A 24512-nucleotide genomic window follows, 5' to 3' on the forward strand; every position below is an offset into this window, starting at 1 on the left:
AGCGCCGATGCACCTGGATTTCACCGATCTGCGGCTGTTCCTGGCGGTGGCCGAAGCCGGCAGCATCACCGCCGGCGCCGACCGCGCAGCATTGTCGCTGGCCGCCGCCAGTGCACGCATCCGCGCGTTGGAGACGCAGCTTGGCGTCGCGCTGTTCGCGCGCGGCCCGCGCGGCGTCGGCCTCACCGCGGCCGGCACTGCGCTGTTGCGGCACGCGCGGCAGTTGCTGCGGCAGGCCGAGGCGATGCGCAGCGAACTGGGCGAGTACGCCGGCGGCCACCCGACCAGCGTGCGCCTGCTGGCCAATACCGCGGCGCTGTCGGAATGGTTGCCGGAACTGCTGGCCGAGTTCCTGGTGGCGCACCCGCGCATCGATCTGGCGCTGCGCGAGCAGGGCAGCGTCGCCGCGGCCGACGCGCTGCGCGAGCAACGCGCCGACCTGGCGGTGATCGCCGATCACGCCGATCTGCAGGGCCTGCAGGCGCGCCCGTTTCGGCAGGATCGGCTGGTGCTGGTGGCCGCGGCCACGCATCCGCTGGCGCAGGCGCCGCAGTTGCGGTTCTCGGAGGTATGGCAGGCGCAGTTGCTCGGCCTGGCCGAGGACAGCGCACTGCAGCAGCATCTGCGGATCCATGCCACGCGTGCCGGTGGCCAGCTGCGCATCCGCGCGCAGGTGCACGGCATCGAACCGCTGTGCCGCATGCTGGCGCGCGGCGCCGGCGTGGCGATCCTGCCGCAGGCGGCGCTGGAGCGGGTCAGCGTGCGCGCGCAACTGGTCGCGGTGCCGCTGCAGGAGCCGTGGGCGCTGCGCCAGTTGTCGATCGTGTGGCGAGCGACACCTGCGCCGTCGCCGCCGGTGCAGCAGGTATTGGACTGGCTGTGTGCGCATGCCGCGCCGGCGGCCTGAGGATCCGTCGGCTGGCGCACGACTGACGCCTCTGACGATGCGCTTGCGCAATGGTGCAGCGAGGCATCGTTAACTGGCGGGCGCGGGCCTTGTTACGCTGTTCGGGATGGCTTGCGACGGCTGTTCCCCGGTGACGCGTGTCGCGGCTGAAGTTGCTCCTGCGGACGCACGGCCCCCTGTCAGCGCAGTTGCTTGCTGTGGGAGGGACTTCAGTCCCGACTGCTGCCGGAGCCGGATGCTTTCCGGTGCGAGATTGCGACGGAAGAACTGCGCGGATCACGCGCTTCTGCGTTGGCTCTGCCGGAAGTGTTGCCTGTCTTGCAGCGCTCGATGCGGCCTTGGTCAGCCACGCCAAGGCCTTTCGCGTCATGCGCGTCGCGGCTGATACCGAACAGATAGGAACCGCTCCCGTTCGTGGGCCTGCGGTCCATGCCGCAGGCCCACGCGCCTCACTGCGGCCAGGCGAACGTGGCGATCACCGGGAAATGGTCGGACGGCCAGTGGCCCTGCGGCCGCGCGTCGAGCGTGGCGTAGTCGGTGGCCTTCAACCCGCGCGAGAGGATCCAGTCGATGCGCCGGTCGGGATGGCCGGTGAAATCGTGGAAGGTCGCTTCCGGGCCGCGCGGCTGCGCCACCTGCGTGCGCGCATCGGCCAGGCTGGCGGTGAGGGTGCGGTAGGTCGGCGAGTCCGGCACCGTGTTGAAGTCGCCGGTCAGCACCACCGGCACGTCCGCCGGCAGCGCCTTCAGCCGCGACACGATCAGCGCCGCGCCCTTGGCGCGCGCCGCTTCGTCCTCGTCGCGATAGGGCAGATGGGTGTCGAACAGGTAGAAGCGGCGGCCATCGCCGATGCGCTCGAACAGGCCCCAGTTGACCATACGCGGCAGCGGATGGCCCCAGCTGATGCTGCCCATCACCTCCGGCGTGTCCGACAGCCAGAAGTGTCCCGAGTCCACCAGCTTCAGCGTGTGGCTGTCGTAGAACACGCCCATGCGTTCGCCGTCGTCCTTGCCGTCACGGCTGGGGCCGAACCAGCGGTACTCCGGCAGTTGCGCGGCCAGGTAGTCGGCCTGGCGCTGGACCAGTTCCTGTGTGCCGAACACATCCGGGTGCTGCGCGCGGATCAGCGCGGCCATCGCGCTGCGGCGCACGTCCCAGCGCTTGTCGCCGTCGGTATCGACCGGCACGCGGACGTTGAAGCTCATCACCTTGAGCGGGGCCGGCGCGGCGGGCGTTGCGGGCGTGCGCGCCTGCGCTGGCGCGATGCACGCGCTCAGCACCAGCAGCAGAGGAAGCGCGAGCTTGCGCGCGGACGACAGCGACAGCGACATGGCAGATCTCGACAGGAGCGGAGCACGCGATGGTGGCACGGCGGTGGTGTCGGTGACCACCGCGTGGCGCGCCTGCCGCGAGGTGCTCAGTTGAACGCCGACAGCGCCTGGGTCAGTTTCCCGTTGTTGTCGACCGCGCCCATCGTGTAGCCCTGCCAGCCCGGATACGCGTCGGGTTCCCAATAGAACACGCCCAGGCCGCGGCTGCCGAGCGCGCGGGTCTTGCTCAGCAGATCGGCCAACATCGCGCGGGTGGTCGCGGCCTGCTGCCAGTCCATGCCGACCTCGCTGACGATCACGTCCGACCCGTAGCGCGCCACCATGTCCTGCATGTTGCTGGCGATCTGGGTGTTGGCGCTCTGCCAGGCATTGGGGGACGGGTAGTGCGACATGCCGACCACGTCCCACTTGCCGCCGGCCGACTTGAGGCTGTCGAAGAACCAGCGGAAGGTCGCGTTGTCGTGGCCGTTGGCCAGGTGCACGATCACCTTGGCGTTGGGATAGACCGACTTGCTGGCGTTGTAGCCGCTGTTGATCAGTTGCGCGAGGTTGCCGAAGTTGGGCGTCTTGCCGTCCGGCCACAGCATGCCGCTGTTGATTTCGTTGCCCACTTGCACCCAGCTCACGTCGATGCCGTTGGACTTGAGATAGGACAGGATGCCGTTGGTGTGCGAATACACGTCCTTCACCAGGGTGGCGAAGTCGTGGTTGCTCCAGGCCGCCGGCTTGGTCTGCTTGCCGGGATCGGCCCAGCTGTCGCTGTAGTGGAAGTCGATCATGATGCGCATGCCCTGCGCCTTGGCCCGCTTGGCCATATTCAGCGTGTCGGCGCCGTCGTTCCAGCCGCCCTGCGGATTGACCCACACGCGCAGCCGGATCGCGTTGACCCCGGTGCCCTTGAGCAGCGCGAAGAAATCGGTGGTGGCGCCGGAGGCGTTGCGGAATACGCGACCGCTGCTCTCCTGCTGGTCGATCCAACTGACATCGGCGCCCTTGGCGAAGGTCTGCGCCATGGCCGGCGCACACAGACAGGCGAGCAACAACACCAGCAGCCAGGCGGACACGCGCTTGCTCGATCGGTTCATGCGATTCTCGCGATGATGGGAGGAGGGAAGGGGGGCGTCATGCGGCCCCGAGGAGTGGGCGCAGCGACGTGCCGGGCCGTCCCCCGCGGCCGCGGCGCGCACGAGGCTAGCGCGATCGTCACGGCGACGCGCGCTGCACTGCAGCGGTGCTGTCGCGACGTCCGCAAGCGCTGTCTGGATGGCCGATGAATCTGCGCGGTGCGTCACTTGACGCGATGCGGCATCGGCGTAGCATTCCGCTCACGCCAAGGGACAGACCCGCGGCGATCCACCCAACCGTGAGGGATGCTCATGGAGTTCGACTATCTGGTGTTCATCGGGCGCTTCGAGCCCTTCCACAACGGCCACGCCGCCGTTGCCCGCCACGCCCTGGCGCGTGGTCAGAAACTCATCTTCCTGATCGGCTCTGCCGAGACTCCCCGCACCATCCGCAATCCCTGGACCGTTGCCGAGCGCAGCGTGATGATCCAGGCCGCGCTGGAAGGCGCCGGCGAGCGGCTGATCCTGCGGCCGTTGCGCGACCATCTGTACAACGAAAGCCAGTGGATCGCCGCGGTGCAGTCCACGGTGGCCGAGGCGGTGCGCAGCGACGGCGGCAGCGCCGAGGCGCGGATCGGCCTGATCGGCATGGACAAGGACGCCAGCAGCTATTACCTGCGCGAATTTCCGCAGTGGCCGCTGGTCGATGTGCAGCACACCGAGACGCTGTCGGCGACCGAGCTGCGCCGTTACCTGTTCGAGGCCGGCAGCATAGATTTCCACGGCGCGCTGCTGATGCTGCGCGGCAACGTGCCGACGCCGGTGTTCGACATGCTCGAGGCGTTTCGCAAGAACTCGCCCTCGTATGCCGAACTGCTCGCCGAGTACCAGTTCATCGAGCAGTACCGCGCCGCCTGGAAGGAGGCGCCGTATCCGCCGACCTTCGTCACCGCCGATGCGGTAGTGGTGCATTCCGGGCACGTGCTGCTGGTGCGCCGCCGCGCGGCGCCGGGCAAGGGCCTGTGGGCGCTGCCCGGCGGCTTCGTCGGCCAGCACGAGAGCATCCTCGACGCCTGCCTGCGCGAACTGCGCGAGGAGACCCGGCTGAAGATTCCGGTGCCGGTGCTCAAGGGCTCGCTGAAGAACCGCCAAGTGTTCGACCACCCCGAGCGCAGCCTGCGCGGGCGCACCATCACCCACGCCTTCCACTTCGAGTTCGTGTTCGGCGAACTGCCCGAGGTGCGCGGCGGCGACGACGCCGACAAGGCGCGCTGGGTGCCGGTCAGCGAAGTGCTGGGCATGGGTCCGAAACTGTTCGAAGACCATCTGCACCTGCTCGAATTCTTCCTCGGCCGCGGCTGACGCGGCCTTCCCGGCCGGCGGACAGACCGCCGGCTTTCCCAGACGCGAAGGAGCTTCCGTCATGCAATGCCTGAACAACCTGCTGCTCAACACCGACAGCTACAAGGCCAGCCACTGGCTGCAGTACCCGCCCGGCACCGATGCCACGTTCTTCTACGTGGAATCGCGCGGCGGCGTCTACGACCGCACCGTGTTCTTCGGTCTGCAGTCGATCCTCAAGGAGGCGCTGGGCCGCCCCGTCACCCATGCCGACATCGACGAGGCGCGCGACCTGTTCGCCGCGCACGGCGAGCCGTTCAACGAAGCGGGCTGGCGCGACATCGTCGACCGCCTCGGCGGCCAGTTGCCGATCCGCATCCGCGCCGTGCCCGAGGGCAGCGTGGTGCCGACCCACAACGCGCTGATGACCATCGAGTCCACCGACGCGCAGGCCTACTGGGTACCGTCGTACCTGGAGACGCTGCTGCTGCGCATCTGGTATCCGGTGACCGTGGCCACAGTGAGCTGGCACGCCAAGCAGACCATCCGCCAGTTCCTGGAGCGCACCAGCGACGATCCGGACGGGCAGTTGCCGTTCAAGCTGCACGACTTCGGCGCGCGCGGCGTGTCCAGCCTGGAATCGGCGGCGATCGGTGGCGCGTCGCACTTGGTCAACTTTCTCGGCACCGACACCGTGTCCGGGCTGTTGCTGGCGCGCGCGCACTACCACGAGCCGATGGCCGGCTATTCGATCCCCGCCGCCGAGCACAGCACGATCACCAGCTGGGGCCGCGAGCGCGAGGTCGAGGCCTACCGCAACATGCTCAAGCAGTTCGGCAAGCCCGGCGGCGTGGTCGCGGTGGTGTCGGACAGTTACGACATCTTCCACGCGATCCGCGAGCACTGGGGCACCACGCTGCGCGAGGAGGTGATCGCCTCCGGCGCCACCGTGGTGATCCGCCCGGACTCCGGCGATCCGGTGGCGGTGGTGCACCAGTGCCTGGAACTACTCGACGAGGCCTTCGGCCACAGCGTCAACGGCAAGGGCTACAAGGTGCTCAACCACGTGCGGGTGATCCAGGGCGACGGGGTCAACCCGACCAGCATCCGCGCGATCCTGGAGCGCATCACCAGCGCCGGCTACGCCACCGACAATCTGGCCTTCGGCATGGGCGGTGCCTTGCTGCAACGGCTCGACCGCGATACCCAGAAGTTCGCGTTGAAGTGCTCGGCCGCCCGCGTCGACGGCCGCTGGATCGACGTGTACAAGGATCCGGTCACCGACAAGGGCAAGCTCAGCAAGCGCGGGCGCATGCGTCTGCTGCGGCACCGCGAGTACGGCAGCTACCGCACCGAGTCGATGGCGCCAGACGCGGTGTCGGCCGAAGCGGTCGCCGGCCCGGCCGGTTACGACGATGCGATGGTCACCGTGTGGGAGAACGGCCGCCTGCTGCACGACTGGACCTTCGCCGAGGTGCGCGAGCGCGCGAACGCGGCGCGCCTGTAGGAGGCGACCATGGACGCGTCCCTGCCGAGTCCGCCGCCATTGAGCGGCGGTTCGCCGCTGTTCGCCGCGCTGCGCGCCAGCACTCCGCATCTGGAATGGCGGGTGCCGGCCGCGGCGGATGCCTCGCGCTGGCGCCAGCAGCGCATCGGCGCACGCGACTACCGCGTCGCGCAGCCGGTGACCTTCACTCCCTACGCATCGGTGCGGCCGTGTTCGGCGCGCTGCCGCTTCTGCTCGGAAACCCTGCGGCCGCTGGCCGGCGGCACCGCCGCGGCCAGCCTGCGGCCGCCGCCGGACTACTTCGCGCAACTGCGTCAGGCATTGGCGCAGTTGCGCGGACTGCCGCTGTCGCACTCGCTGTCGGGGCTGGAGATGACCGACGACGAAGCCTGGTTCGTGGAGCTGCTGCGGACCCTGGATGCGGCCGAGCGCGAGGGTTTGCTGGTCGAGCAGCGGGTGCTGTACAGCAACGGCGCAGGTTTCGCCCGCGGCCACGGCGATGCGCTGCTGCATGCACTGCAGCGCTTCGGCCTGTCGTGGATCGAACTGTCGCGGCACCATCCGCAGCAGGCGCGCAACGACGCGATCATGCGTTTCCGCCCCGGCGAGGCGATCGCCGATGCGGAGGTGTTCGTCGCCACTGCGCAACGCATCGCCGAAGCGCTGCCGTTGCGCCTGGTGTGCATCCTGCAGCACGGCGGCATCGCCGATGCCGACGGCGTCGCGGCCTACCTGGACTGGGCGCGCGCCTGCGGGGCACGTACGGTGATCTTCCGCGAATTCTCCCGGCTCGGCGACGGCTACCGCGATGGCGGCACCGCACGCTATCTCACTCAGGCGCGGGTCGCGGTGGAGCAGGTGCTCGGCGCCTGCATGGCCGCGCCGTGGTGGCGCGAATTGCAGCCGCTGCAGATCACCGAGGGCTACTACTTCTGGAACCTGCGCCTGGCCACCGCCGACGGCATGGAGGTGGTGTTCGAGACCTCCGACTACGGGGCGATGCACGCGCGCCACGACAGCGGCGACATCTACAAGCTGGTGTTCTTCGCCGACGGCCGGCTGTGCGCCGGCTGGCAGCCGGACCGCGATCTGCTATGGCGGGCGTCGCATGGATAGCCGCAGCTGGTGGACGCCGTTGCCGGATCCGCCCGAGCATCGCCTGCCGGAGGACCTGCGCCAGCGCGATCCGCTGGGCGCGCGCGACTGCGGCTGGGTCGGGCAGATGCGTCCGTTCGTGCGCCACTTCAGCGCGCCCGGCGAGCGCGTGCTGGATCCGTTCTGCGGCTTCGGCAGCACCTTGCTCGCGGCGGAACTGGAAGGGCGCCACAGCATCGGCCTGGAGATCGACGCGGCGCGTGCGCGGCTGGCGCGCGAACGGCTGCAGCGGCTGGGCCTGCACGCCGAGGTGCTGGACGGCAGCTTGCCGCACCGCGCGCCATCCGCGCCGGTGGACCTGTGCCTGACCAACGTGCCGTACTTCGGCTGTGCCTGGCCGGCTGAGGCGGGGCCCGACCAGCTCTACGCCAGTGCCGACTACGCCGCCTACCTGCACGGCCTGCGCGCGGTGTTCCATGGAGTCCGCCGCCACCTGCGCGAGGACGGCTTCTGCATCGCGATGGTGGAGAACGTGCAGCTCGGCGCGACCACGGTGCCGCAGGCCTGGGACCTGGCGCGGATCCTCGGCAGCCTGTTCGCGCCCTGTCCAGAGCGCGTGTTGTGCTACCCACGCGAGACCGCGCAGCCGCTGGCGCCCGGCGACACCCGCAGCGACCGCAGCCACGAGTACGCGCTGATCTTCCAGCACCGACGCCAGCCCATCGACCTGGCGGGTGCGGCGCAGTTGCTGGAGGCGCTGCGCGCCGACGGTTTCGCCTTCGCGTTGCACGGCAGCTATCCGCGCTGGCTGGCCGATCCGGCGGCGGCGCCGCGCCTGCCCGGCGATGTCGATCTGTTGCTGCCGCGCGACCTGGACGGGTTGCTGCGGCTGCTCGACTGGCTGCGCGCGCGTAGCTTCCTGCTGAGCCTGTGGGGCGAGCCGCTGGCGGTGCCGCCGACCCTGGAACTGCTCGACGCCTATCATTACCTGCGCGCCGAACGTCGCGATCGCCACGGCGGCCTGCTGCGCGTGGACCTGGCGCTGGAACCCGCCGCCGCCTGACGCGGCGGCGGCGCAGACCGCCCATCTCGCTAACCGCGGGATGAGCGGCCGCGGTGGCGTCAAGGCCGCGCCCACGCGCTTGCGGCTATCCTTTGCCGCGGTTCCCTCTCTCCGGTCAACGGCCTATGTCCGCTCCCTCCAAGGTTCTCGCCATTCCCGCGCTCGCGCTGATCGCGATCGGCCTGAGCGGCTGTTTCGCGCGCAAGCAGGACGGCCTGGTGAAAGAGACCTTCAATTCCGACAACACCTATTCGCGCAACTACCCGGTGCAGCCGGCGCAGGCCTGCGAATCGGCGCGGCGCGCGCTGCTGAGCCAGGGCTACGTGGTCTCCAAGGCCACCGCCGATGCGGTGGAAGGCACCAAGAACTTCCAGCCCAGCGACGAGTTGCACGAGCAACTGGAACTGCGCGTGTCCTGCGTCGCGCATGGGCAGGACGAATCCTGGGTGTTCGTCAGTGCCTTGCAGGACCGCTATGCGCTGAAGAAGAGCCCGACCTCGGCCAGCGTCGGCGTCGGCGTGCTCGGCTCGGTGTCCTTGCCGATCGGCAGCAGCGACGATTCGATGGTGCGGGTCGCCAGCAGCACGGTGCAGGACGGCGACTTCTACAAGCGCTTCTTCCAGCTGATGAGCGAATACCTGCCCAAGAGCAAGCCGGCACCGGAGCCGTCTGCGCATCCGTCCGCGGCGGTGACGGCGCCGGCGCCGGCAGCGCCCGCACCTGTACCTGCAGCGTCGACGGTGCCGACTCCGCCGCCCGCCGCAGCGCCCACGCCGCCGCCGGCACCCGCGGCCGCCACTGCGGCGCAGCCGCCCGTCGCGACCGCGCCTCCGAGCGGCGAGCCCGGCGGCGCCGACTGATTCAGGCGTTGCTACACAAGCTGAATGCGGCCGATTTCGCTTCACGAACCATTCGCGAATCCGGTGAGAAGGTGGCGCCCGTCGAGAGCGCGGTGCTTGTGCATCGGCTCCGCCACCCAGGAGCAATCAGCATGAACACTCTCAAATCCGCCTTGTGTCTTTCCGTCCTCGCCATCGCCACGGCCGCCGCGCCGCTGGCCGAGGCGCAGCGTCACTACGGTCCCGAGGACGCCGGCCGCCGCTTCAGCGACGGCACCCGCGTGCACTGCAAGAAGGTCGCGGTGCGCAAGAACAGCACCGATCCGGACCGCATCGGCGGCACCCTGGCGGGCGCGGCGATCGGCGGCTTGCTGGGCAACCAGATCGGCAAGGGCGATGGCCGCAAGCTGGCCACGGTCGGCGGCGCGGTCGCCGGTGGCGCCACGGGCCGTTACATCCAGGGCCAGCGTCAGCAGGCCAATGGCAATCGCGTGGTCGAGACCGTCTGCAAGCGTTATTGAGTCGCGCGACCGCATCGTGTTGGTCGGTGCCTGACGCCGACCTGGCAGCCTGATGCAGCACGCCCCGGCGGAGGCCTCCGCCGGGGCGTTTTTTGGGGGTGCCGGTTGCGACGTTGCGCGATTCGGCGCCGCGGCGGCTCAATCGGCGAGCAGATCGCGCAGTGCCGCGTCCAACTGCGGATACCGGAACACATAACCCTCGCGTTGCGCACGTGTCGGCAGCACGCGCTGGCTGCCCAGCAACAGCTCGGCCATCTCGCCGAAGCCGAGGCGTAATGCCGCCGCCGGCATCGGCAGCAGCGCCGGACGATGCAGGGTCGCGGCGAGTTGCTGCGCGAACGTGGCATTGGTCGCCGGCGCCGGCGCGGTGGCGTCGTAGGCGCCTTCGCCGCCTTGCTGCAGCAGCCACAGCAGCAACCCGACCTGATCGTCGCGGTGGATCCAGCTCATCCACTGCCGGCCATCGCCCATGCGCCCGCCCATGCCGAAGCGGAACGGCAGCAGCATCCGCGCCAGCGCGCCGCCGTCGCGGCCCAGCACCACGCCGGTGCGGACCAGGCTGGTGCGCACGCCCAGGTCCTGCGCGCGCAGCGCTTCCGCCTCCCAGTCGCGGCAGAGCTGGGCGGCGAAGTCGTCGCCCGGCGTGCTGGTTTCGTCCAGGACCTCGTCGCCGCGGTCGCCGTAGTAGCCGATCGCCGAGCCGGAGATCAGGCAGCCCGGGCGCTGCGCAGCGTCGAGTCCGCTCATCCAGTCGATCAGGGCGCGGGTGGTACCGATGCGCGAGGTGCGGAAGCGACGCTTGCGGGTGGCGCTCCAGCGGCCTTCGGTCAGCGGTTCGCCGGCGAGATTGATCACCGCATCGGCCGGTGCGGCGCGCTGCAGATCGTCCAGCACCTGCACCGCCGGCAACAGGCGCGCCGCGCGTGCGGGGTCGCGGGTCAGCACGCTGACCCGGTGCCCGGCGTCGAGCAGGGCCGGGCACAGCGCGCGGCCGATGAATCCGGTGCCTCCGGTAACGAGCACGTGCATGCAGGGGATCGCTTGCGCCAAGGGAGCCGCAGTGTAGGTGCGCCGGGCATGGCGGAAGAGTGAACGCCGGGGGTGTCGGTGCCGCGGCGGTGGGTTTCGCGACGCCTGCACGGGTGAGGCGGCACGCTGCGCGGGCGCCGCCGCCACGTGGCCAACGGAAGCTCCTGTTCGTGATGTCCGCTCCATGATCCGACCATCGAGGTTCGCTTGCCCGCCGCGGCTTCGCCGCGGCGTCGGTCTGCTGCTGGCCGCGCTGCTGGCCAGTGCCGCGGCCACGGCCGCACCGGCGCCGGCCGACCAGGCCAGCGCGGCTTGCCTGGCCGCACTGCTGGAGCGGCTCGGTTGGCGCATCGGCACGACCAGCGCGGCGCAGCCGCAGATCGCCGCCGGCGCACCCTGCGAACGCGGTTCGCTGGCCGAGGCGCAGGCGCACGGCGATCTGCAGGCGGCCTTGCCCGCGGCCTGGAACGACGCGCAACGGCAGCAGGGCATGCGTGCCTTGCTGGACACGCCGGCCACGCAGTGCGGCTACTTCCTGCAACTTGGGGCTGCCACCACGCGCGCGGTCGCACGCCTGCAGGACAATCCCGGCTACCGTTTCTCGGCGCTGCAACTGGGCTGGATCGGCTTCGGTCTGCGCGGCGCGCACGCGCAGGGCTGGGAGCGCTTCCGCAGCTTCGGTCGCGGCTATCGCCCGGCCGGCGGCAATGCGCAGGCGATCGAGGCGTTCTACAGCGGGCACGTGCGCTCGGAATGCGGCGTCGGCCGGCAGATCGCGCAACTGGCCACACAGCGCGAACTGTATGGCGACGCGGCGTTCGATCGTGCGTTCAGCGCCGACGAGCTGTCGATCGGCACCTTCCTGACCCTGCACGACACCGACAGCATCCTGCTCGGCGCGCATGCCGGCGAGTTCTTCGCCGACGGCAAGGCGGCCAGGACCGCGCAGCGCGGCCGCGCCGCCTTCCTCGGTGCGCCTGGCTACATCGTGCACGTGTTCGAGCGCCGCTACCTGGACGACATCAACAACCAGGCCGAGAACTTCGTGGTCGCCGCGGTCAGCGCCGAGGCCGCCACGGCGCTGACCGCGCACGGTGGCTTCGCCTACTACGACGCCCAGAACCGCCGCATCTGGGAGCTGGCGCGGGCGCTGCGCGGCCCGGGCCGCGAACGCTTCGAGCGCCTGCTGTATGAGCGCGATCCGGCACTGCGCGCACGCCTGGATCCGGCGCAGCAGGCGGTGCTCGCGCAACTCGACGCCTTGCTCGACGATCCGTTCTACCGGGGCTTTCAGGTCTACGTGCATCCCAAGGGCGTCAAGCCGATCGGGTATCACGTGGTGCGGCTGCTGGATCGCAATCCGCGCACGCCGTTCGCGATCGAGCTGACCCTGCATAACCTGCACACCACGCTGTACCAGCGCTGGCGCGACCTGCAACTGCACGACTGTGCGCAAACGCCGCCGCCGGCACCTGCCGCCGCGTCGGTGCCTTAGCTGCGCGTCACGTCGGCATCGCCGCTTCGTGAGACCCTAACCCTCCTTTTTTCGAACCGGGAACGACGCATGGAACTGGGACTTGTAGGCTTGGGCCGGATGGGCGCCAACATGGCCGAGCGGCTGGTGCGCGGCGGGCATCGCGTGGTCGGTTTCGACCTGGGCGAGGCCGCGCGCAGCGCGGCGCAGCAGCGCGGGGTCGAAGCGGTCGACAGCATGGCCGCGCTGATCGCGGCGCTGCCGGCACCGCGCGCGGTGTGGCTGATGGTGCCGGCCGGCAAGGTCGTCGACGACACCCTGGCGGCGTTGCTGCCGTTGCTCGGCAAGGGCGACGTGGTGATCGACGGCGGCAATTCCTACTACAAGGATTCGATGCGCCGCGCCGGCGAACTAGCCGCGCACGGCATCGCCTATGTCGACTGCGGCACGAGCGGCGGCGTGTGGGGCCTGCGCGAGGGCTACAGCCTGATGATCGGCGGCGATACCGCCGCGGTGCAGCGCCTGCACGACGTGTTCGCGACCCTGGCGCCGGCCGCCGATGCCGGCTGGGGACATGTCGGCCCCAGCGGCGCCGGCCACTTCACCAAGATGGTCCACAACGGCATCGAGTACGGAATGATGCAGGCCTATGCCGAGGGCTTCGCGCTGATGGGGCGCAAGCAGGAATTCGCACTGGATCTGCACCAGGTGGCCGAGGTCTGGCGCCAGGGCAGCGTGGTGCGTTCATGGCTGCTGGACCTATGCGCGGATGCATTGGGCGACAACCCGACCCTGGCCGGGATCGCGCCGTTCGTCCAGGACTCCGGCGAGGGCCGCTGGACCGTGGCCGAGGCGATCGACCTGGACGTGCCGGCGCCGGTGATCACCCTCTCGCTGCTGGAGCGGCTGCGCTCGCGCGACGACGATTCGTTCGCCGACAAGTTGCTGGCGGCGATGCGCAACCAGTTCGGCGGCCATGCGATCAAGCACGAGGGCGGGGACGCGCCCGCGCCGGGCGGTACGCGTCCGGCCTGAGGCCCGGCGCTCAGTCCAGCGTGACGCTGCAGCCGGAGGCGGCGCTGCGCACGCCTGCCTCCAGCAGCCGCATCACCGCCAGCGCCTGCGCCGCATCCACCGGCGCAGGCGCGCGACCTGCGATCGCCTCGCGAAAGGCCGCATAGCAGTCGCGGTAATCGCCACGTGGCGCGGGCAGGGTCTGGACGGCGTGCGTGCCGTCGGCGCCGACCAGGCGCAATTGGCCGGGCAGGGGATCCTCGCCCCAGCCGGGCGCGCCCGGCGCGACGCCCGCGCGCAACTGCGCTTCCTGCGTATCCAGGCCGTGCTTGACGTAGCTGCCGCCGCTGCCGTGGAGCGCGAAGCGCAGGCCGTTGGCGGCGACCAGCGAGCCGGCATGCAGCACCACCCGCAGCCGCGGATAGCGCAGCACCGCATGCACGTAATCCACGGTCTGCGCGCCGGGGCGCTGCAGCGCCAGGTCGGCCTGCAGCGATTGCGGCGGCCCGAACAGTTGCAGGGCCTGATCGAGCAGATGCGGCCCCAGGTCGAACCACAGCCCAGAGCCGGGGAGTGCGTGCTCGCGCCAGCGGTCGCCGACCTGCGGACGGTGGCGGTCGAAGTGCGAATGGAACTCGGCGATCTCGCCCAGCGTGCCCGCCTCCAGCAAGGCGCGCACGCCCAGGAAGTCGCCGTCCCAGCGTCGGTTCTGGAACACGCTGACGATGCGGTCGGCGCGCTGCGCCTGCGCCAGCACCTGTTGCGTTTCGGCCACGTCCAGGGTGAATGGCTTGTCCACCAGCACGTGCTTGCCCTGCGCCAGGGCGGCCAGCGCCAACGGCGCGTGGGTCTGGTTGGGCGTGGCGATCACCACCGCATCGATCCGCGGATCGGCGAAGGCCTGCGCCGCATCGGCGACCACGCGCGCCTGCGGCCAGGCCGCGTTCACGGCCTCGGCCTGGCGCGAGACCACGGTGTGCAGGTGCAGGCCGGGCGTGTGTGCGATCAGCGGCGCATGGAAGGTGCGGCCCACGTAGCCGAAGCCGAGCAGGGCGAGATTGAAGTCGGGCATGGGCGCAGGCAGCAGCGGCGGGACGCCAGTATCGCCTGGGCTGCGTGGGCGGATTGCGCATTCACGCTGCGGCGATTCTTCGGTCACGCCGCCTGTACGACGGCCTGGCGGAGACTGCGCGCACATTCAGCGGAGGAAGACACGATGAAGACGATCAATGCACGCACCCTGCTTGGCGCCACCCTGGTGGCCGGTTTCGCGTTCGGCGCGGGCCAGGCGTTCGCAGCCGGCCAGGCCACCAGCGCCAAGGACCACGGCACCATGGGCCAGCAGGACACGATGCAGCACGACACCATGGCCCATGACAAGAATCGCCACGACTCCAAGGAGCCGGTCACCGACACCTGGATCACCACCAAGGTGAAGGCCGATCTGCTGGCCACCAAGAATGTGTCGGGCACCGAGATCAAGGTCGACACCGTCAACGGCACGGTCAAGCTGTCCGGCGCGGTCGCGACCAAGGCCGAGAAGGACAAGGCCGTGGCGGTCGCCAAGAAGATCGACGGGGTCAAGAAGGTGGATGCGGCCGACCTGAAGGTCAGCGCCGCCGCCAAGAAGTAAGCATTGCGATCCGCCGCCGCGGGTGGGGATGCGACGAGGCGCCCCACCCGCGACGGCCGGTCTGCGACGCACCCTGCGGGGTGCGTTTTTTTTTGGGGGCAAATTCGCGACGGAAATCGCATTTCGCGTCGCATTGACACCCGCTCAGACATCATCCCTTCATGTTCGTCAACGGATCACGCGCGATGTTGGAGACCCAACCCCACCCGGCTGCGGGGCACGCGGCCGCGGCTGCCGAGGCGCTGGGCGCCGCGTTGTCCGGCCATGGCGCGCAGCCGTCACTGCTGCTGCCGGCGGTGCGCCGGCTGGAAGCACAGTTGAGCATGCTGTTGACCACGTTTCACGACGACACCGGGTTCTGGCCGGCGTTCTCCGTGCTGATGCAGGACCTGGATCAGGGCCTGAGCCAATCCGAGCGCCGGCGCCTGCGCAGCCACGCCGATTTCCTGCTGGTCCGCGCCGGCATGCCGGCCTGGACCCTGATCGGCGCCACCGCCGGTTCCATTCCGCCCCCGGCGCGCCGGCCCTGAGCGCGGCGCGCGCGTGGCACTCCCGCGGGTGGCCGCAGGCCGCCCGTGTCGTCGTGCGCGCGGCCTGGGATAGAGTCCTTGCAGGTACCGCGATCGGGGTGTCGCGCTTCCGCTGAACAATTCATCTGCTGCCGGGGAAGATGGGCGACAATGCGCGCCCGCGATGGCCGCAGCCGTTCCTTCTTTTGACGCACCAGCTATGCAGACCATCGCCAAACACGATGCTTGGGACCGCTGGCGGCTGCCGTTGCTGGCGCTGGCCGTCGTCCTGATCGTCATCCTGCCCTCGCTGCTGCTGCGGCAGATGAATGCCAGCACCTTGCGTGCGGCGGACTGGGTCGGCCACAGCCAGGAAGTGACCGCCACCTTGAACGCGATGGAAGCGGACATGCGCGACATGGAGTCGGCGGCGATGGCGATGTCGCACGGCGTGCAGTCGCCGATCCTGACCGCGCGCCTGCAGCAGGCGCGCAAGTCGATGCAGCCGACGCTGGCGCACCTGGCCGAGCTGACCCGCGACAACCCGGACCAGCAGATCCGCGTCGGCCGCCTGCAGAGCACGCTGGAACGACGCGGCCTGATCGCCGAGCGGATCGCGCAGACCCGCGATCCGGAGCGGATCCGCGCGCTGATCCAGGACATGACCTCCGACAATCCAGTGCGCGGCCTGATCGCCGAGCTGCAGCGGCGCGAGGACGAACTGCTGAGCGAGCGGACCGCCGACGCCGAGCAGCGCCGCATGCTCGCCTCGATGATGAGCTGGACCTCGCTGGTGGTGCAGCTGTTGTTGCTGGGCCTGGTGATCTGGCTGTTGCAACGGCAGATCGGCCGGCGCCTGGACGCCGAGCGCCACATGCTGCGCGCCAACGGTCGCGCCGCGGCGGTGCTGCAGACCGTGCGCGAGCCGATCGTCCTGCTCGACAACGGCCAGCGCATGCTGATGCACAACACCGCCTTCGCCGAACTGTACGGCATGGACCTGGCGGATCCGCCGAAGCTGCTCGCCGACGTCGGCGACGGCGTCTGGCAGGATCCGGTGATCGTGCAGCGCTTGGCCGACGTGCTGCTGCGCGGACGCGAATTGTGGGATTTCGAGCACGAACAACTTGGCGCGGACGGCGTACCAAGGACCATGCTGCTGAATGCGCGGCGCATGCCGCTGCCGGACAGCGAGGACGAAGTGGTCTTGATGACGGTCAGCGACATCACCCTGCAGAAAACCGCGCAGCAGCGCATCCAGGAGCTGAACCGGCAACTGGAGGGCAAGGTCGAGCAGGTGTCCGAAGTCAATCGCGAACTGGAGGCGTTCAGCTACTCGGTCTCGCACGACCTGCGCGCGCCGCTGCGCCATGTCGCCGGCTTCGCCGACAAGCTGGTTCGCCATCTTGGCGATGGCGCCGACGAGAAGAGCCGCCACTACTTGGAGGTGATCGGCACCTCGGCGCGGCGCATGGCCTCGCTGATCGACGACCTGCTGGTGTACTCGCGCCTGGGCCGCAGTGCGCTGCGCCTGCAGGCAGTGGACATGCAGTCGCTGGTGGCGGAGACGCGCTCGGTGCTCGATGCCAACTACCAGTCCGATCACGGCGACAGCGGGCATCGCATCGAGTGGAGCATCGCGCCGTTGCCGATCCTGGTCGCCGACGAAAACATGATGCGCCAGCTGTGGCTGAACCTGCTCGGCAATGCGGTCAAATACAGCGCCAAGCGCGAGGTCGCGCAGATCGAGGTCGGCTACCAGGTGCAGCCGGACGGCAGCCATCACTTCAGCGTGCGCGACAATGGCGCAGGCTTCGACATGACCTACGCGGCCAAGTTGTTCGGCGTATTCCAGCGCCTGCACAAGGCCAGCGAGTATTCCGGTACCGGCATCGGCCTGGCCAGCGTGCGCCGCGTACTGGCCCGCCATGGCGGCCATATCTGGGCCGAGTCCGCCCCCGACCAGGGCGCCACCTTCCATTTCGTCTTGCCCCCGGCGCCCGAAACGCCCTCTACCGAGTTCATCGCATGACCGCCATCCGCACCATCCTGCTTGCCGAAGACAGCCCCGCCGATGCCGAAATGGCGGTGGATGCGTTGCGCGACGCGCGTCTGGCCAATCCCATCGTGCACGTCGAGGACGGCGTCGAGGCGATGGACTACCTGTTGCGCCGCGGCGCCTATGCCGACCGCGAGGAAGGCCTGCCGGCGGTGCTGCTGCTGGACATCAAGATGCCGCGCCTGGACGGCCTGGAAGTGCTCAAGCTGGTGCGCAGCGAGGAGTCGCTCAAGCGCCTGCCGGTGGTGATCCTGTCGTCCTCGCGCGAGGAAAGCGACCTGGCCCGCAGCTGGGACCTGGGCGTGAACGCATATGTGGTCAAGCCGGTGGACGTGGACCAGTTCTTCACCGCGGTGAAGACCCTGGGCACCTTCTGGGCGCTGATCAACCAGGCGCCGGACAAAGAGTAAGCGCGCATGCCCACCACCGGCCCCAGGCTTGGCCCGATCCGGATCCTCATGGTCGAGGATTCCCCGGAGGATGCCGAGCTGCTGTCCGACCAGTTGCTGGACGCCGGCCTGGAGGCGACCTTCCGCCGCGTGGAAAGCGAGCCGACCCTGCGCGAGGCGCTGGGCGAGTTCGCGCCTGACATCGTGCTGTCGGACCTGAGCATGCCTGGGTTCTCCGGGCACGAGGCGCTGCGGGTGGTGCGCGAGGACGGCAACGCCGTGCCCTTCATCTTCGTCTCCGGCACCATCGGCGAGGAGACCGCGGTGGAGGCGCTGCGCGACGGCGCCAACGACTACATCATCAAGCACAACCCGACCCGCCTGCCGTCGGCGGTGGCGCGGGCGATCCGCGAGGCCCGCACCGAGCGCGAGCGGCAGCGGGTGGAGCGCGAACTGATGCGCGCGCAGCGGCTGGAGAGCCTGGCCCTGCTCGCCGCCGGCCTCAGCCACGACCTGCGCAACATCCTGCAGCCGCTGCTGATCGTGCCGGAACTGATCGTCGGGCGCAGCGACGATCCGCAACTGCGGCACCTGGCCGACGTCATCGCCGAGTGCGGCCGGCGCGGCCACGAAATGGCCGAGTCGATGCTGTCGTTCGTGCGCGGTTCGCGCACGCCGAGCGAGCGGGTACGCATCGCCGAACTGTTCCAGGCGGTGCAGATGCTGCTCAAGAGCAGCCTGCCGGAGCGGGTGACGCTGCAGGCGGACGTGGCCGATCCGGCGCTGTCGATCGAAGCCAACTACACCGAACTGCAGCAGTGCCTGCTCAACCTCGGCCTCAACGCGATCCAGGCGATGCCCGACGGCGGCCAGCTGAGCTTCTCGGCGGCGCCGGCGATCGGCGCCGACGGCAGCGAGCAGGTGCGCATCCTGGTCCGCGACAGCGGCATGGGCATGGATGCGGAGACCCAGGCGCGGCTGTTCAGCCCCTTCTTCACCACCAAGCCGGACGGTACCGGCCTGGGCCTGATCTCGTGCAAGCGCATCGTCGAAAGCTACGGCGGCCGGATCGGCGTGGACAGCACGCCGGGGCAGGGCACCTGTTTCGAAATGCTGATCCCGCTGCGCGCGCCGGCGCCGTCCTTCGAGCCGGAGCCGTCGCTGCCGATGGGCAAGGGCCAGCGCGTGCTCCTCGTCGACGGCGAGGCCACGCGCCTGTCGCTGCTCGGCAATGCGCTGTCCAGCCAGGGCTACCGTCCGCAGTTGGCGTCCGACGGCGCCGCGGCGCTGCGCGACGTCGAGGAGCACGGCCTGCCGGAGCTGGTGATCGTCGACAGCGACATCATCCTGCTCTCGGCGGTGCACCTGCTGCTGGCGCTGCAGGACCTGGGCTACCAGGGCCCGGCGATCGTGCTCGAGGACACCGGCACCAACCTGGAGCGTGACCACTTCCCCGCCGACATCGCCGTGCACGTCCTGCGCAAGCCGCTGGAAATGCAGCGCGTGTTCCGCGCGGTGGCGCATGCCCTCGAAAGCGGCTGAGGTGCTGGGAATGGGGATGGGGGAATGGGGAATGGGAAAGGCAAAAGCCAAAGCCAAAGCCAAAGCCAAAGCCAAAGCCAAAGCAGATGCTCATTGCTGCATGGCGACCGTATCTCCAGCGCCAGCTGCGCGATGACGTGACTCCTTTATCTGGAGTCACCGAGAGAGGCAAAGCTCACCGGATCCGATAAGTGCAGCTTAGAACGCAAGGGCAACGGATTGACGCCTCAGCGGCCATCATGTCTCAGCGCAAGCTCCGCGCTCCGGCTGTTCCGATTCCCCATTCCCGGCCCCTCACTGCTGCGCCGACTGGTCTTCCGGGTCGCGGCGGGCGGGGGAGCGGCGGGGGGGCAGGGGCGGCAGGGCGTCGCGGGCTTCGGTGTCGTGGTCGGCGGCCAGGGCCGGTTCCCACGGGAAACGCGGCAGGGTGCGCACGGCGTTCTCCAGCTTGCGCGACCAGGTGTCGTGGATCTCGGCGTACAGCGGCGTGTCCGCTTCCAGGCGCATGCGCTCGGTCACGCGCAGGTCGTTGCGGCGGATCAGCGCCAGGTCGATCGGCATGCCCACCGACAGGTTGGAGCGGATGGTCGAGTCCAGCGACACCAGCGCGGTGCGCGCGGCGTCTTCCAGTTGCATCTCCGAACGGATGATGCGGTCCAGGATCGGCTTGCCGTACTTGGATTCGCCGATCTGCAGGTACGGCGTCTCCGGCGAGGTGGCGATGGCGTTGCCGAGCGGGTAGATCATGTACAGCCCGGGCCGTTCGCCGGCGATCTGCCCGCCCAGGATCAGCGTCGACTGCACGTTGATGCCGCTGTGCTGCGATTGCTCGGACAGCTTGATCTGGCTGGAGGCCAGCACGTCGCCGACGTACTCGGCGACCTCGAACAGGTGGCGGAAGCTGCGCAGGCTGCGCGGCGCCTCGGGATCGTCGGCGTCGCGCTGCAGACGCGAAATGGTCAGCTGCGTGGTCGCCAGGTTGCCGGCCGACATCAGCGCGAACACCGCCTGTCCCGGATACTCGAACACATGCAGCTTGCGGTGGACGCGGACGTCGTCCAGCGAGGCGTTGGTGCGGGTGTCAGCGGCGAAGACCAGGCCTTCGTCCACTTCGATGCCGACGCAATATGTCATGGCGCTGCCGAAAACCGGGTACGTCCCGATTCTATGGGGGCGGCTCGGGCTTGGCTAGCCGTTGACGCTCGCGGTCGCGGCATGCGCGAATAGCGCATGACCACCGTGCTTCTGAGCCTGGGCAGCAACCTGCGCCCGCGTCACCATCTGGCCGCGGCGATCGCGGCGCTGCGCCGGCAGTTCGGTGCGGTCGCGGTGTCGCCGACCTATCGCACCGCGGCGGTCGGTTTCGACGGGCCGGCCTTCCTGAACAACGCGGTGGCGCTGCAGACCGACTGGGAGCTGGCGCCGCTGGACGACTGGCTGCATGCGCTGGAGGACGCGCACGGGCGCGACCGCAGCGGCCCGCGCTTCAGCGACCGCACCCTGGACATCGACGTGGTGTTCTACGGCGACCGCATCGTCGAAGGCCCCGGCCACCTGCGCATCCCGCGGCCCGAGCTGCGCCATGCCTTCGTGCTCAAGCCGCTGGCCGACATCGCCGCCGAGTTCGTCGACCCGGTCAGCGGCCAAACCCTGGGCGCGCTATGGCAGGCGCATGCCGAGCACGGAAAGGTGTTCGAGGTGGTGGAGTTGGTTGATGAAGCCGGGAATGGGGAATCGGGATTGGGGAATCGGTAGAGCCGGGTGCCGGGCCGATCGTCGCGCTGTCATGGCGCGGCCTGGCGTAGCGCTCAGCAATGGCGGGAAAGAGGTCGCGCTTGCCGATTCCCCATTCCCCATTCCCCGTTCCCAGCCTTCAAGTCAGCCCGCGCCCACCATCCACCCGCACGGTCTGTCCGGTGACGAAGCTGGCGTCGTCGAGCAGCCAGCGCACGGTGTCGGCGATTTCCTCGACCTGGCCGGTGCGTGCCAGCGGGGTGCGTGCCAGCAGGGCCTGCTGCGCGGCGGCGTCCTTGCCGGCGTCGGGCCACAGGATCGCACCGGGGGCGATGGCGTTGACGCGGACCTGCGGTGCCAGTTCCAGCGCCAGCGAGCGGGTCAGCATCGCCAGGGCGGCCTTGGCTGCGCTGTACAGCGGATGCGCGCGCAGCGGCGTTTCCGCGTGCAGGTCGGTGAGGTTGACGATCGCGCCGCCGTGCTGGCGCAGTTGCGCGGCGGCGGCCTGCGCCAGGAACAGCGGCGCGCGCGCGTTGACCGCGAACAGGTCGTCCCATTGTGCCGGTGTGGCCTCGTGCAACGGCGTGGGATAGAAGTTGGAGGCGTTGTTGACCAGTGCGTCGAGGCGGCCGAAGCGCGCCACGCATTGCGCCACCAGGTCGGGTAGCTGCGCGGTGTCGCGCAGGTCGGCCTGCAGGGTCAGCGTGCTGCCGGCGCGCAGGGATTCCAGTTCCTGCGCCAGCGCCTGCAGCTCGGCCTGCGAGGTATGCGCATGCAGGGCGACGGCGTAGCCGGCCGCGTGCAGGCGCCGGGCGATGCCGGCGCCGATGCGCCGCGCGCTGCCGGTGATCAGGGCGACTTTGGTCTGGGTCATGTACGGGTTCCATGCTCGGCTATGCTGTGCATTGTCCACGCAATCCGGCGCCGCATGCCCACCGACCTTCCTTTGCCCGATGCCACCGCATTGGCCCACAGCGAGCGCCTGGCCGCGCACATGCGCGCCGAGATCGCCGCCGCCGGCGGAGCCATTCCGTTCTCGCGCTTCATGGAGCTGGCGCTGTACGCGCCCGGCCTGGGCTACTACAGCGCCGGCAGCAGCAAGTTCGGCGAAGAGGGCGATTTCGTCACCGCGCCGGAACTGGGGCCGCTGTTCGCCGCCACCGTGTCCAATGCGCTGGCGCCGGTGCTGCAGCAACTCGGGCCGCAGGCGCGGATGCTGGAAGTGGGCGGCGGCAGCGGCGCGTTCGCCGAGGTCATGCTCAAGCGCCTGCTGGCGCTGGATGCGCTGCCAGAGCGCTATGCGATCCTGGAGCCCAGCGCCGACCTGCGCGAACGCCAACGCGAGCGCCTGGCGCGCGCGCTGATCCCGCCGGTGTTCGACCTGGTGGAATGGCTGGACCGGCCGTTCGACGACGACTGGAACGGCGTGCTGTTCGCCAACGAGGTGATCGACGCCCTGCCGACGCCGCGCTTCGCGCTGCGCGACGGCGAGGTGTTCGAGGAGACCGTGACGCTGGATGGCGAGGGCCGCTTCCGCCGCGGCGAACAGCCGGCCGATCCGCTGCTGGCGGCGGCGGTGCGGCACATCGAACGCTATCTGCAGGCGCCCTTCGCCGACGGCTACCGTTCCGAATTGCTGCCGCAGTTGCCGTACTGGATCCAGGCGGTGGCCGGCGGCCTGCGCAGCGGCGCGATGCTGTTCGTGGACTACGGCTATCCGCGCCGCGAGTTCTATCTGCCCGAGCGCGACGACGGCACCTTGCGTGCGTTCTACCGGCATCGCACGCATGCCGATCCGTACCGCTGGCCGGGCCTGCAGGACCTGACCGCGTCTGTGGACTTCACCGCGCTGGCCGAGGCCGGCACCGGGGCGGGCTTCGACCTGGCCGGTTACTGCAATCAGGCCAGCTTCCTGCTCGGCAACGGCCTGGACGCGCTGTTGGCCGAGGCCGAGGCGCGCAGCGACGCAGCCGCGCAACTGCGCCTGCGTCAGCAGGTGAAACAGCTGACCCTGCCCAGCGAGATGGGCGAGCGTTTCCAGGTGATGGGCTTCGAGCGCGACGTGTCGCTGGCGCCGGCGTTCCTGTCCGGCGACCTGACCTGGCGGCTGTGATGGCGGCAGTGCGTGACTTCCGCTGGCCCTGGCTGTGGCTGGGGCTGTGGTGGCTGGGCATCGCGGTGCTGATCTACGTGTGCCTGATGCCGCACCCGCCGCAGTTGTCGGACCTGCCCGACACCGACAAGGTCGAGCATTTCATCGCCTACCTGGTGCTGGCCGCCGCGGCGGTCCAGGTCTATGCCGGACCACGCGCCTGGACCTGGGCCGCGCTGGGTCTGCTGGCGCTGGGCGTGGGCATCGAATTCGCGCAGGGCGCCTGGACCACCACGCGCTCGGCCGATCCGCTGGATGCCCTGGCCGACGCCCTGGGCGTGGCGGCCGGCATGGCCACCGCGGCCACGCCGTGGCGCGATCTGCTGTGGCGGCTGGAGCGCGGCAGCCGCGGTTGAGCGACGTGACCGCGCGGTCTACGGCGTCGGCCAAGTTGTGGAATCCCAGGCCGCGCGCAAGGCGCGGCACGCGTACCGCGTCCTAGAGTGCCGGCGCCGGGCAGGTGTCCGGTCGCCGCGCGGCGACTCCGCGCGCCTGTGCAGGAGAACACGCATGCAAGCACGCTACTCCCCCCGTGCCGCGCGCGGCGCCGGCCTGTTCGCCGCGCTGTGCCTGGCCATCAGTGCCGCCGCACCCGCCAACGCTGGCTGGAACGATGTCTGCAGCGGCACCGCCACCTACACCAGTTCCGGCTATTCCGGCGGCGCGCTGCTGCTGGATCCCATCGATCCGACCGCCACGATCGCCGCGCTGAACCCGACGCAGCTCAATGACGGCGGAATCCAGGCGGCGCTGGCCGGTGCCTACCTGCAGGTGCAGGGACCGCGCGGCACGGTCACCGTGTACGTCACCGACCTGTATCCGGAAGGCGCCGACTGCGGGCTGGACCTGTCGCCCAATGCCTTCGCCGCGATCGGCGACACCAGCGCCGGGCGCATCCCGATCCGCTGGCAGGTGGTGGCCGCACCGGTCACCGGCAACGTGGTGTACCGGATCAAGGAGGGCAGCTCGCAATACTGGGCGGCGATCCAGGTGCGCAACCACCGCTATCCGGTGGTGAAGTTCGAATACAGGAAGAACGGCGACTGGGTCAGCCTGCCGAAGACCGCGTACAACCATTTCGTCGGCGAGCAGATGGGCGCGCAACTGCTGGAGATCCGCCTCACCGACATCCGCGGCCAGGTGGTCACCGACACCCTCGGCGCGCTGCCCAGCCAGGGCGACAAGGGCGTGTACTTCGCCGACGGGCACGTGCAGTTCCCGCGCTGAGGCGTGCCCGTGCATGCGCCGGCGGTCGCGCGCCGGCGCTGCGTCCACTGGTCTGTGCGCACCTGCGCCGCGGCGATGATGC

Annotated in this window: 24 protein-coding genes; 18 read left to right on the forward strand and 6 right to left on the reverse strand. The window is 69.8% G+C overall.

Annotated elements, in window-relative coordinates; genetic code table 11:
• Positions 1 to 7: 7 nt before the first annotated feature.
• Positions 8 to 907, forward strand: coding sequence for a LysR substrate-binding domain-containing protein (locus ACHWVH_RS16020; protein WP_267122006.1), 900 nt, complete (start codon positions 8 to 10; stop codon positions 905 to 907).
• Between the two features lie 449 nt (positions 908 to 1356).
• Here the strand turns inward: ACHWVH_RS16020 and ACHWVH_RS16025 are convergent, their stop codons facing one another.
• Both ACHWVH_RS16025 and ACHWVH_RS16030 read right to left on the reverse strand, forming a co-directional pair.
• Complete coding sequence (locus ACHWVH_RS16025) at positions 1357 to 2238, reverse strand: endonuclease/exonuclease/phosphatase family protein (protein ID WP_295928399.1); 882 nt, start codon at positions 2236 to 2238, stop codon at positions 1357 to 1359.
• A gap of 86 nt (positions 2239 to 2324) precedes the next feature.
• The gene (locus ACHWVH_RS16030; RefSeq protein ID WP_394687542.1) at positions 2325 to 3323 is read right to left on the reverse strand and encodes an arabinogalactan endo-1,4-beta-galactosidase; all 999 of its coding nucleotides are present in this window, start codon (positions 3321 to 3323) and stop codon (positions 2325 to 2327) included.
• A 285-nt stretch (positions 3324 to 3608) separates the two neighbouring features.
• On the opposite strand from ACHWVH_RS16030, the gene ACHWVH_RS16035 reads away from it, so the two are divergent.
• From ACHWVH_RS16035 to ACHWVH_RS16060, 6 genes are all read left to right on the forward strand, one after another.
• Positions 3609 to 4664 carry a bifunctional nicotinamide-nucleotide adenylyltransferase/Nudix hydroxylase gene (locus ACHWVH_RS16035; protein WP_394687543.1) on the forward strand — a complete coding sequence of 352 codons (1056 nt, stop codon included), beginning with the start codon at positions 3609 to 3611 and terminating at the stop codon, positions 4662 to 4664.
• Between the two features lie 61 nt (positions 4665 to 4725).
• The gene (locus tag ACHWVH_RS16040) at positions 4726 to 6150 is read left to right on the forward strand and encodes a nicotinate phosphoribosyltransferase (protein ID WP_267106761.1); all 1425 of its coding nucleotides are present in this window, start codon (positions 4726 to 4728) and stop codon (positions 6148 to 6150) included.
• A gap of 39 nt (positions 6151 to 6189) precedes the next feature.
• Positions 6190 to 7266 (forward strand): hypothetical protein, encoded by a 1077-nt coding sequence (locus ACHWVH_RS16045; protein WP_394687698.1) that lies wholly within the window; start codon positions 6190 to 6192, stop codon positions 7264 to 7266.
• Entirely contained in the window at positions 7259 to 8308 is a 1050-nt protein-coding gene (locus ACHWVH_RS16050; protein WP_394687544.1) for a DNA methyltransferase, read from the forward strand. The genes ACHWVH_RS16045 and ACHWVH_RS16050 overlap by 8 nt, the downstream gene beginning before the upstream one ends.
• Positions 8309 to 8433: 125 nt before the next feature.
• Entirely contained in the window at positions 8434 to 9168 is a 735-nt protein-coding gene (locus ACHWVH_RS16055; RefSeq protein ID WP_043094730.1) for a DUF2242 domain-containing protein, read from the forward strand.
• A gap of 131 nt (positions 9169 to 9299) precedes the next feature.
• Positions 9300 to 9668 (forward strand): glycine zipper 2TM domain-containing protein, encoded by a 369-nt coding sequence (locus tag ACHWVH_RS16060; protein ID WP_026143726.1) that lies wholly within the window; start codon positions 9300 to 9302, stop codon positions 9666 to 9668.
• Between the two features lie 138 nt (positions 9669 to 9806).
• On the opposite strand, the gene ACHWVH_RS16065 is transcribed toward ACHWVH_RS16060, so the two are convergent.
• A complete protein-coding gene (locus ACHWVH_RS16065) occupies positions 9807 to 10697 on the reverse strand; it encodes a TIGR01777 family oxidoreductase (protein WP_017916472.1) in 891 nt (296 codons plus the stop codon).
• 184 nt (positions 10698 to 10881) lie between these two features.
• On the opposite strand from ACHWVH_RS16065, the gene ACHWVH_RS16070 reads away from it, so the two are divergent.
• Together ACHWVH_RS16070 and gnd are read left to right on the forward strand one after the other, a co-directional pair.
• Positions 10882 to 12192, forward strand: coding sequence for a hypothetical protein (locus ACHWVH_RS16070; RefSeq protein ID WP_267084125.1), 1311 nt, complete (start codon positions 10882 to 10884; stop codon positions 12190 to 12192).
• 69 nt (positions 12193 to 12261) lie between these two features.
• Positions 12262 to 13206 carry a phosphogluconate dehydrogenase (NAD(+)-dependent, decarboxylating) gene (gene gnd / locus ACHWVH_RS16075; protein ID WP_150409640.1) on the forward strand — a complete coding sequence of 315 codons (945 nt, stop codon included), beginning with the start codon at positions 12262 to 12264 and terminating at the stop codon, positions 13204 to 13206.
• Positions 13207 to 13216: 10 nt separating this feature from the next.
• On the opposite strand, the gene ACHWVH_RS16080 is transcribed toward gnd, so the two are convergent.
• Positions 13217 to 14257, reverse strand: coding sequence for an oxidoreductase (locus ACHWVH_RS16080; RefSeq protein WP_394687545.1), 1041 nt, complete (start codon positions 14255 to 14257; stop codon positions 13217 to 13219).
• A gap of 144 nt (positions 14258 to 14401) precedes the next feature.
• Here ACHWVH_RS16080 and ACHWVH_RS16085 point away from each other — a divergent pair, with 144 nt between their 5' ends.
• From ACHWVH_RS16085 to ACHWVH_RS16105, 5 genes are all read left to right on the forward strand, one after another.
• A complete protein-coding gene (locus ACHWVH_RS16085; RefSeq protein ID WP_267122013.1) occupies positions 14402 to 14818 on the forward strand; it encodes a BON domain-containing protein in 417 nt (138 codons plus the stop codon).
• 185 nt (positions 14819 to 15003) lie between these two features.
• On the forward strand, positions 15004 to 15348 hold the full coding sequence (locus ACHWVH_RS16090) for a hypothetical protein (protein WP_267084123.1): 345 nt from the start codon (positions 15004 to 15006) through the stop codon (positions 15346 to 15348).
• A gap of 199 nt (positions 15349 to 15547) precedes the next feature.
• Positions 15548 to 17359 carry an ATP-binding protein gene (locus tag ACHWVH_RS16095; protein WP_394687546.1) on the forward strand — a complete coding sequence of 604 codons (1812 nt, stop codon included), beginning with the start codon at positions 15548 to 15550 and terminating at the stop codon, positions 17357 to 17359.
• Positions 17356 to 17796, forward strand: a complete 441-nt coding sequence (locus tag ACHWVH_RS16100; RefSeq protein ID WP_394687547.1) for a response regulator — start codon at positions 17356 to 17358, stop codon at positions 17794 to 17796. The genes ACHWVH_RS16095 and ACHWVH_RS16100 overlap by 4 nt, the downstream gene beginning before the upstream one ends.
• Before the next feature lie 6 nt (positions 17797 to 17802).
• A complete protein-coding gene (locus ACHWVH_RS16105) occupies positions 17803 to 19317 on the forward strand; it encodes a response regulator (RefSeq protein WP_394687548.1) in 1515 nt (504 codons plus the stop codon).
• Positions 19318 to 19611: 294 nt separating this feature from the next.
• Here ACHWVH_RS16105 and ACHWVH_RS16110 read toward each other — a convergent pair whose 3' ends face one another.
• Entirely contained in the window at positions 19612 to 20451 is an 840-nt protein-coding gene (locus ACHWVH_RS16110; protein ID WP_295928384.1) for a 20S proteasome subunit A/B, read from the reverse strand.
• 96 nt (positions 20452 to 20547) lie between these two features.
• On the opposite strand from ACHWVH_RS16110, the gene folK reads away from it, so the two are divergent.
• A complete protein-coding gene (folK, locus tag ACHWVH_RS16115) occupies positions 20548 to 21072 on the forward strand; it encodes a 2-amino-4-hydroxy-6-hydroxymethyldihydropteridine diphosphokinase (protein WP_295928382.1) in 525 nt (174 codons plus the stop codon).
• A 118-nt stretch (positions 21073 to 21190) separates the two neighbouring features.
• On the opposite strand, the gene ACHWVH_RS16120 is transcribed toward folK, so the two are convergent.
• Positions 21191 to 21925: a pteridine reductase gene (locus tag ACHWVH_RS16120; protein ID WP_295914494.1), complete on the reverse strand. Its 735-nt coding sequence runs from the start codon at positions 21923 to 21925 to the stop codon at positions 21191 to 21193.
• A 54-nt stretch (positions 21926 to 21979) separates the two neighbouring features.
• Here ACHWVH_RS16120 and ACHWVH_RS16125 point away from each other — a divergent pair, with 54 nt between their 5' ends.
• The 3 genes from ACHWVH_RS16125 (at position 21980) to ACHWVH_RS16135 (ending at position 24430) form a co-directional block, all read left to right on the forward strand.
• On the forward strand, positions 21980 to 23164 hold the full coding sequence (locus ACHWVH_RS16125; RefSeq protein WP_295928381.1) for a class I SAM-dependent methyltransferase: 1185 nt from the start codon (positions 21980 to 21982) through the stop codon (positions 23162 to 23164).
• Positions 23164 to 23559 carry a VanZ family protein gene (locus ACHWVH_RS16130; protein ID WP_295928379.1) on the forward strand — a complete coding sequence of 132 codons (396 nt, stop codon included), beginning with the start codon at positions 23164 to 23166 and terminating at the stop codon, positions 23557 to 23559. The genes ACHWVH_RS16125 and ACHWVH_RS16130 overlap by 1 nt, the downstream gene beginning before the upstream one ends.
• Positions 23560 to 23713: 154 nt before the next feature.
• Positions 23714 to 24430 carry an expansin EXLX1 family cellulose-binding protein gene (locus ACHWVH_RS16135; RefSeq protein WP_394687549.1) on the forward strand — a complete coding sequence of 239 codons (717 nt, stop codon included), beginning with the start codon at positions 23714 to 23716 and terminating at the stop codon, positions 24428 to 24430.
• The last annotated feature ends 82 nt before the right edge of the window (positions 24431 to 24512 follow it).

The sequence above is a fragment of the uncultured Xanthomonas sp. genome, from assembly GCF_964278005.1.
GTDB classification, from domain to species: domain Bacteria; phylum Pseudomonadota; class Gammaproteobacteria; order Xanthomonadales; family Xanthomonadaceae; genus Xanthomonas_A; species Xanthomonas_A sontii.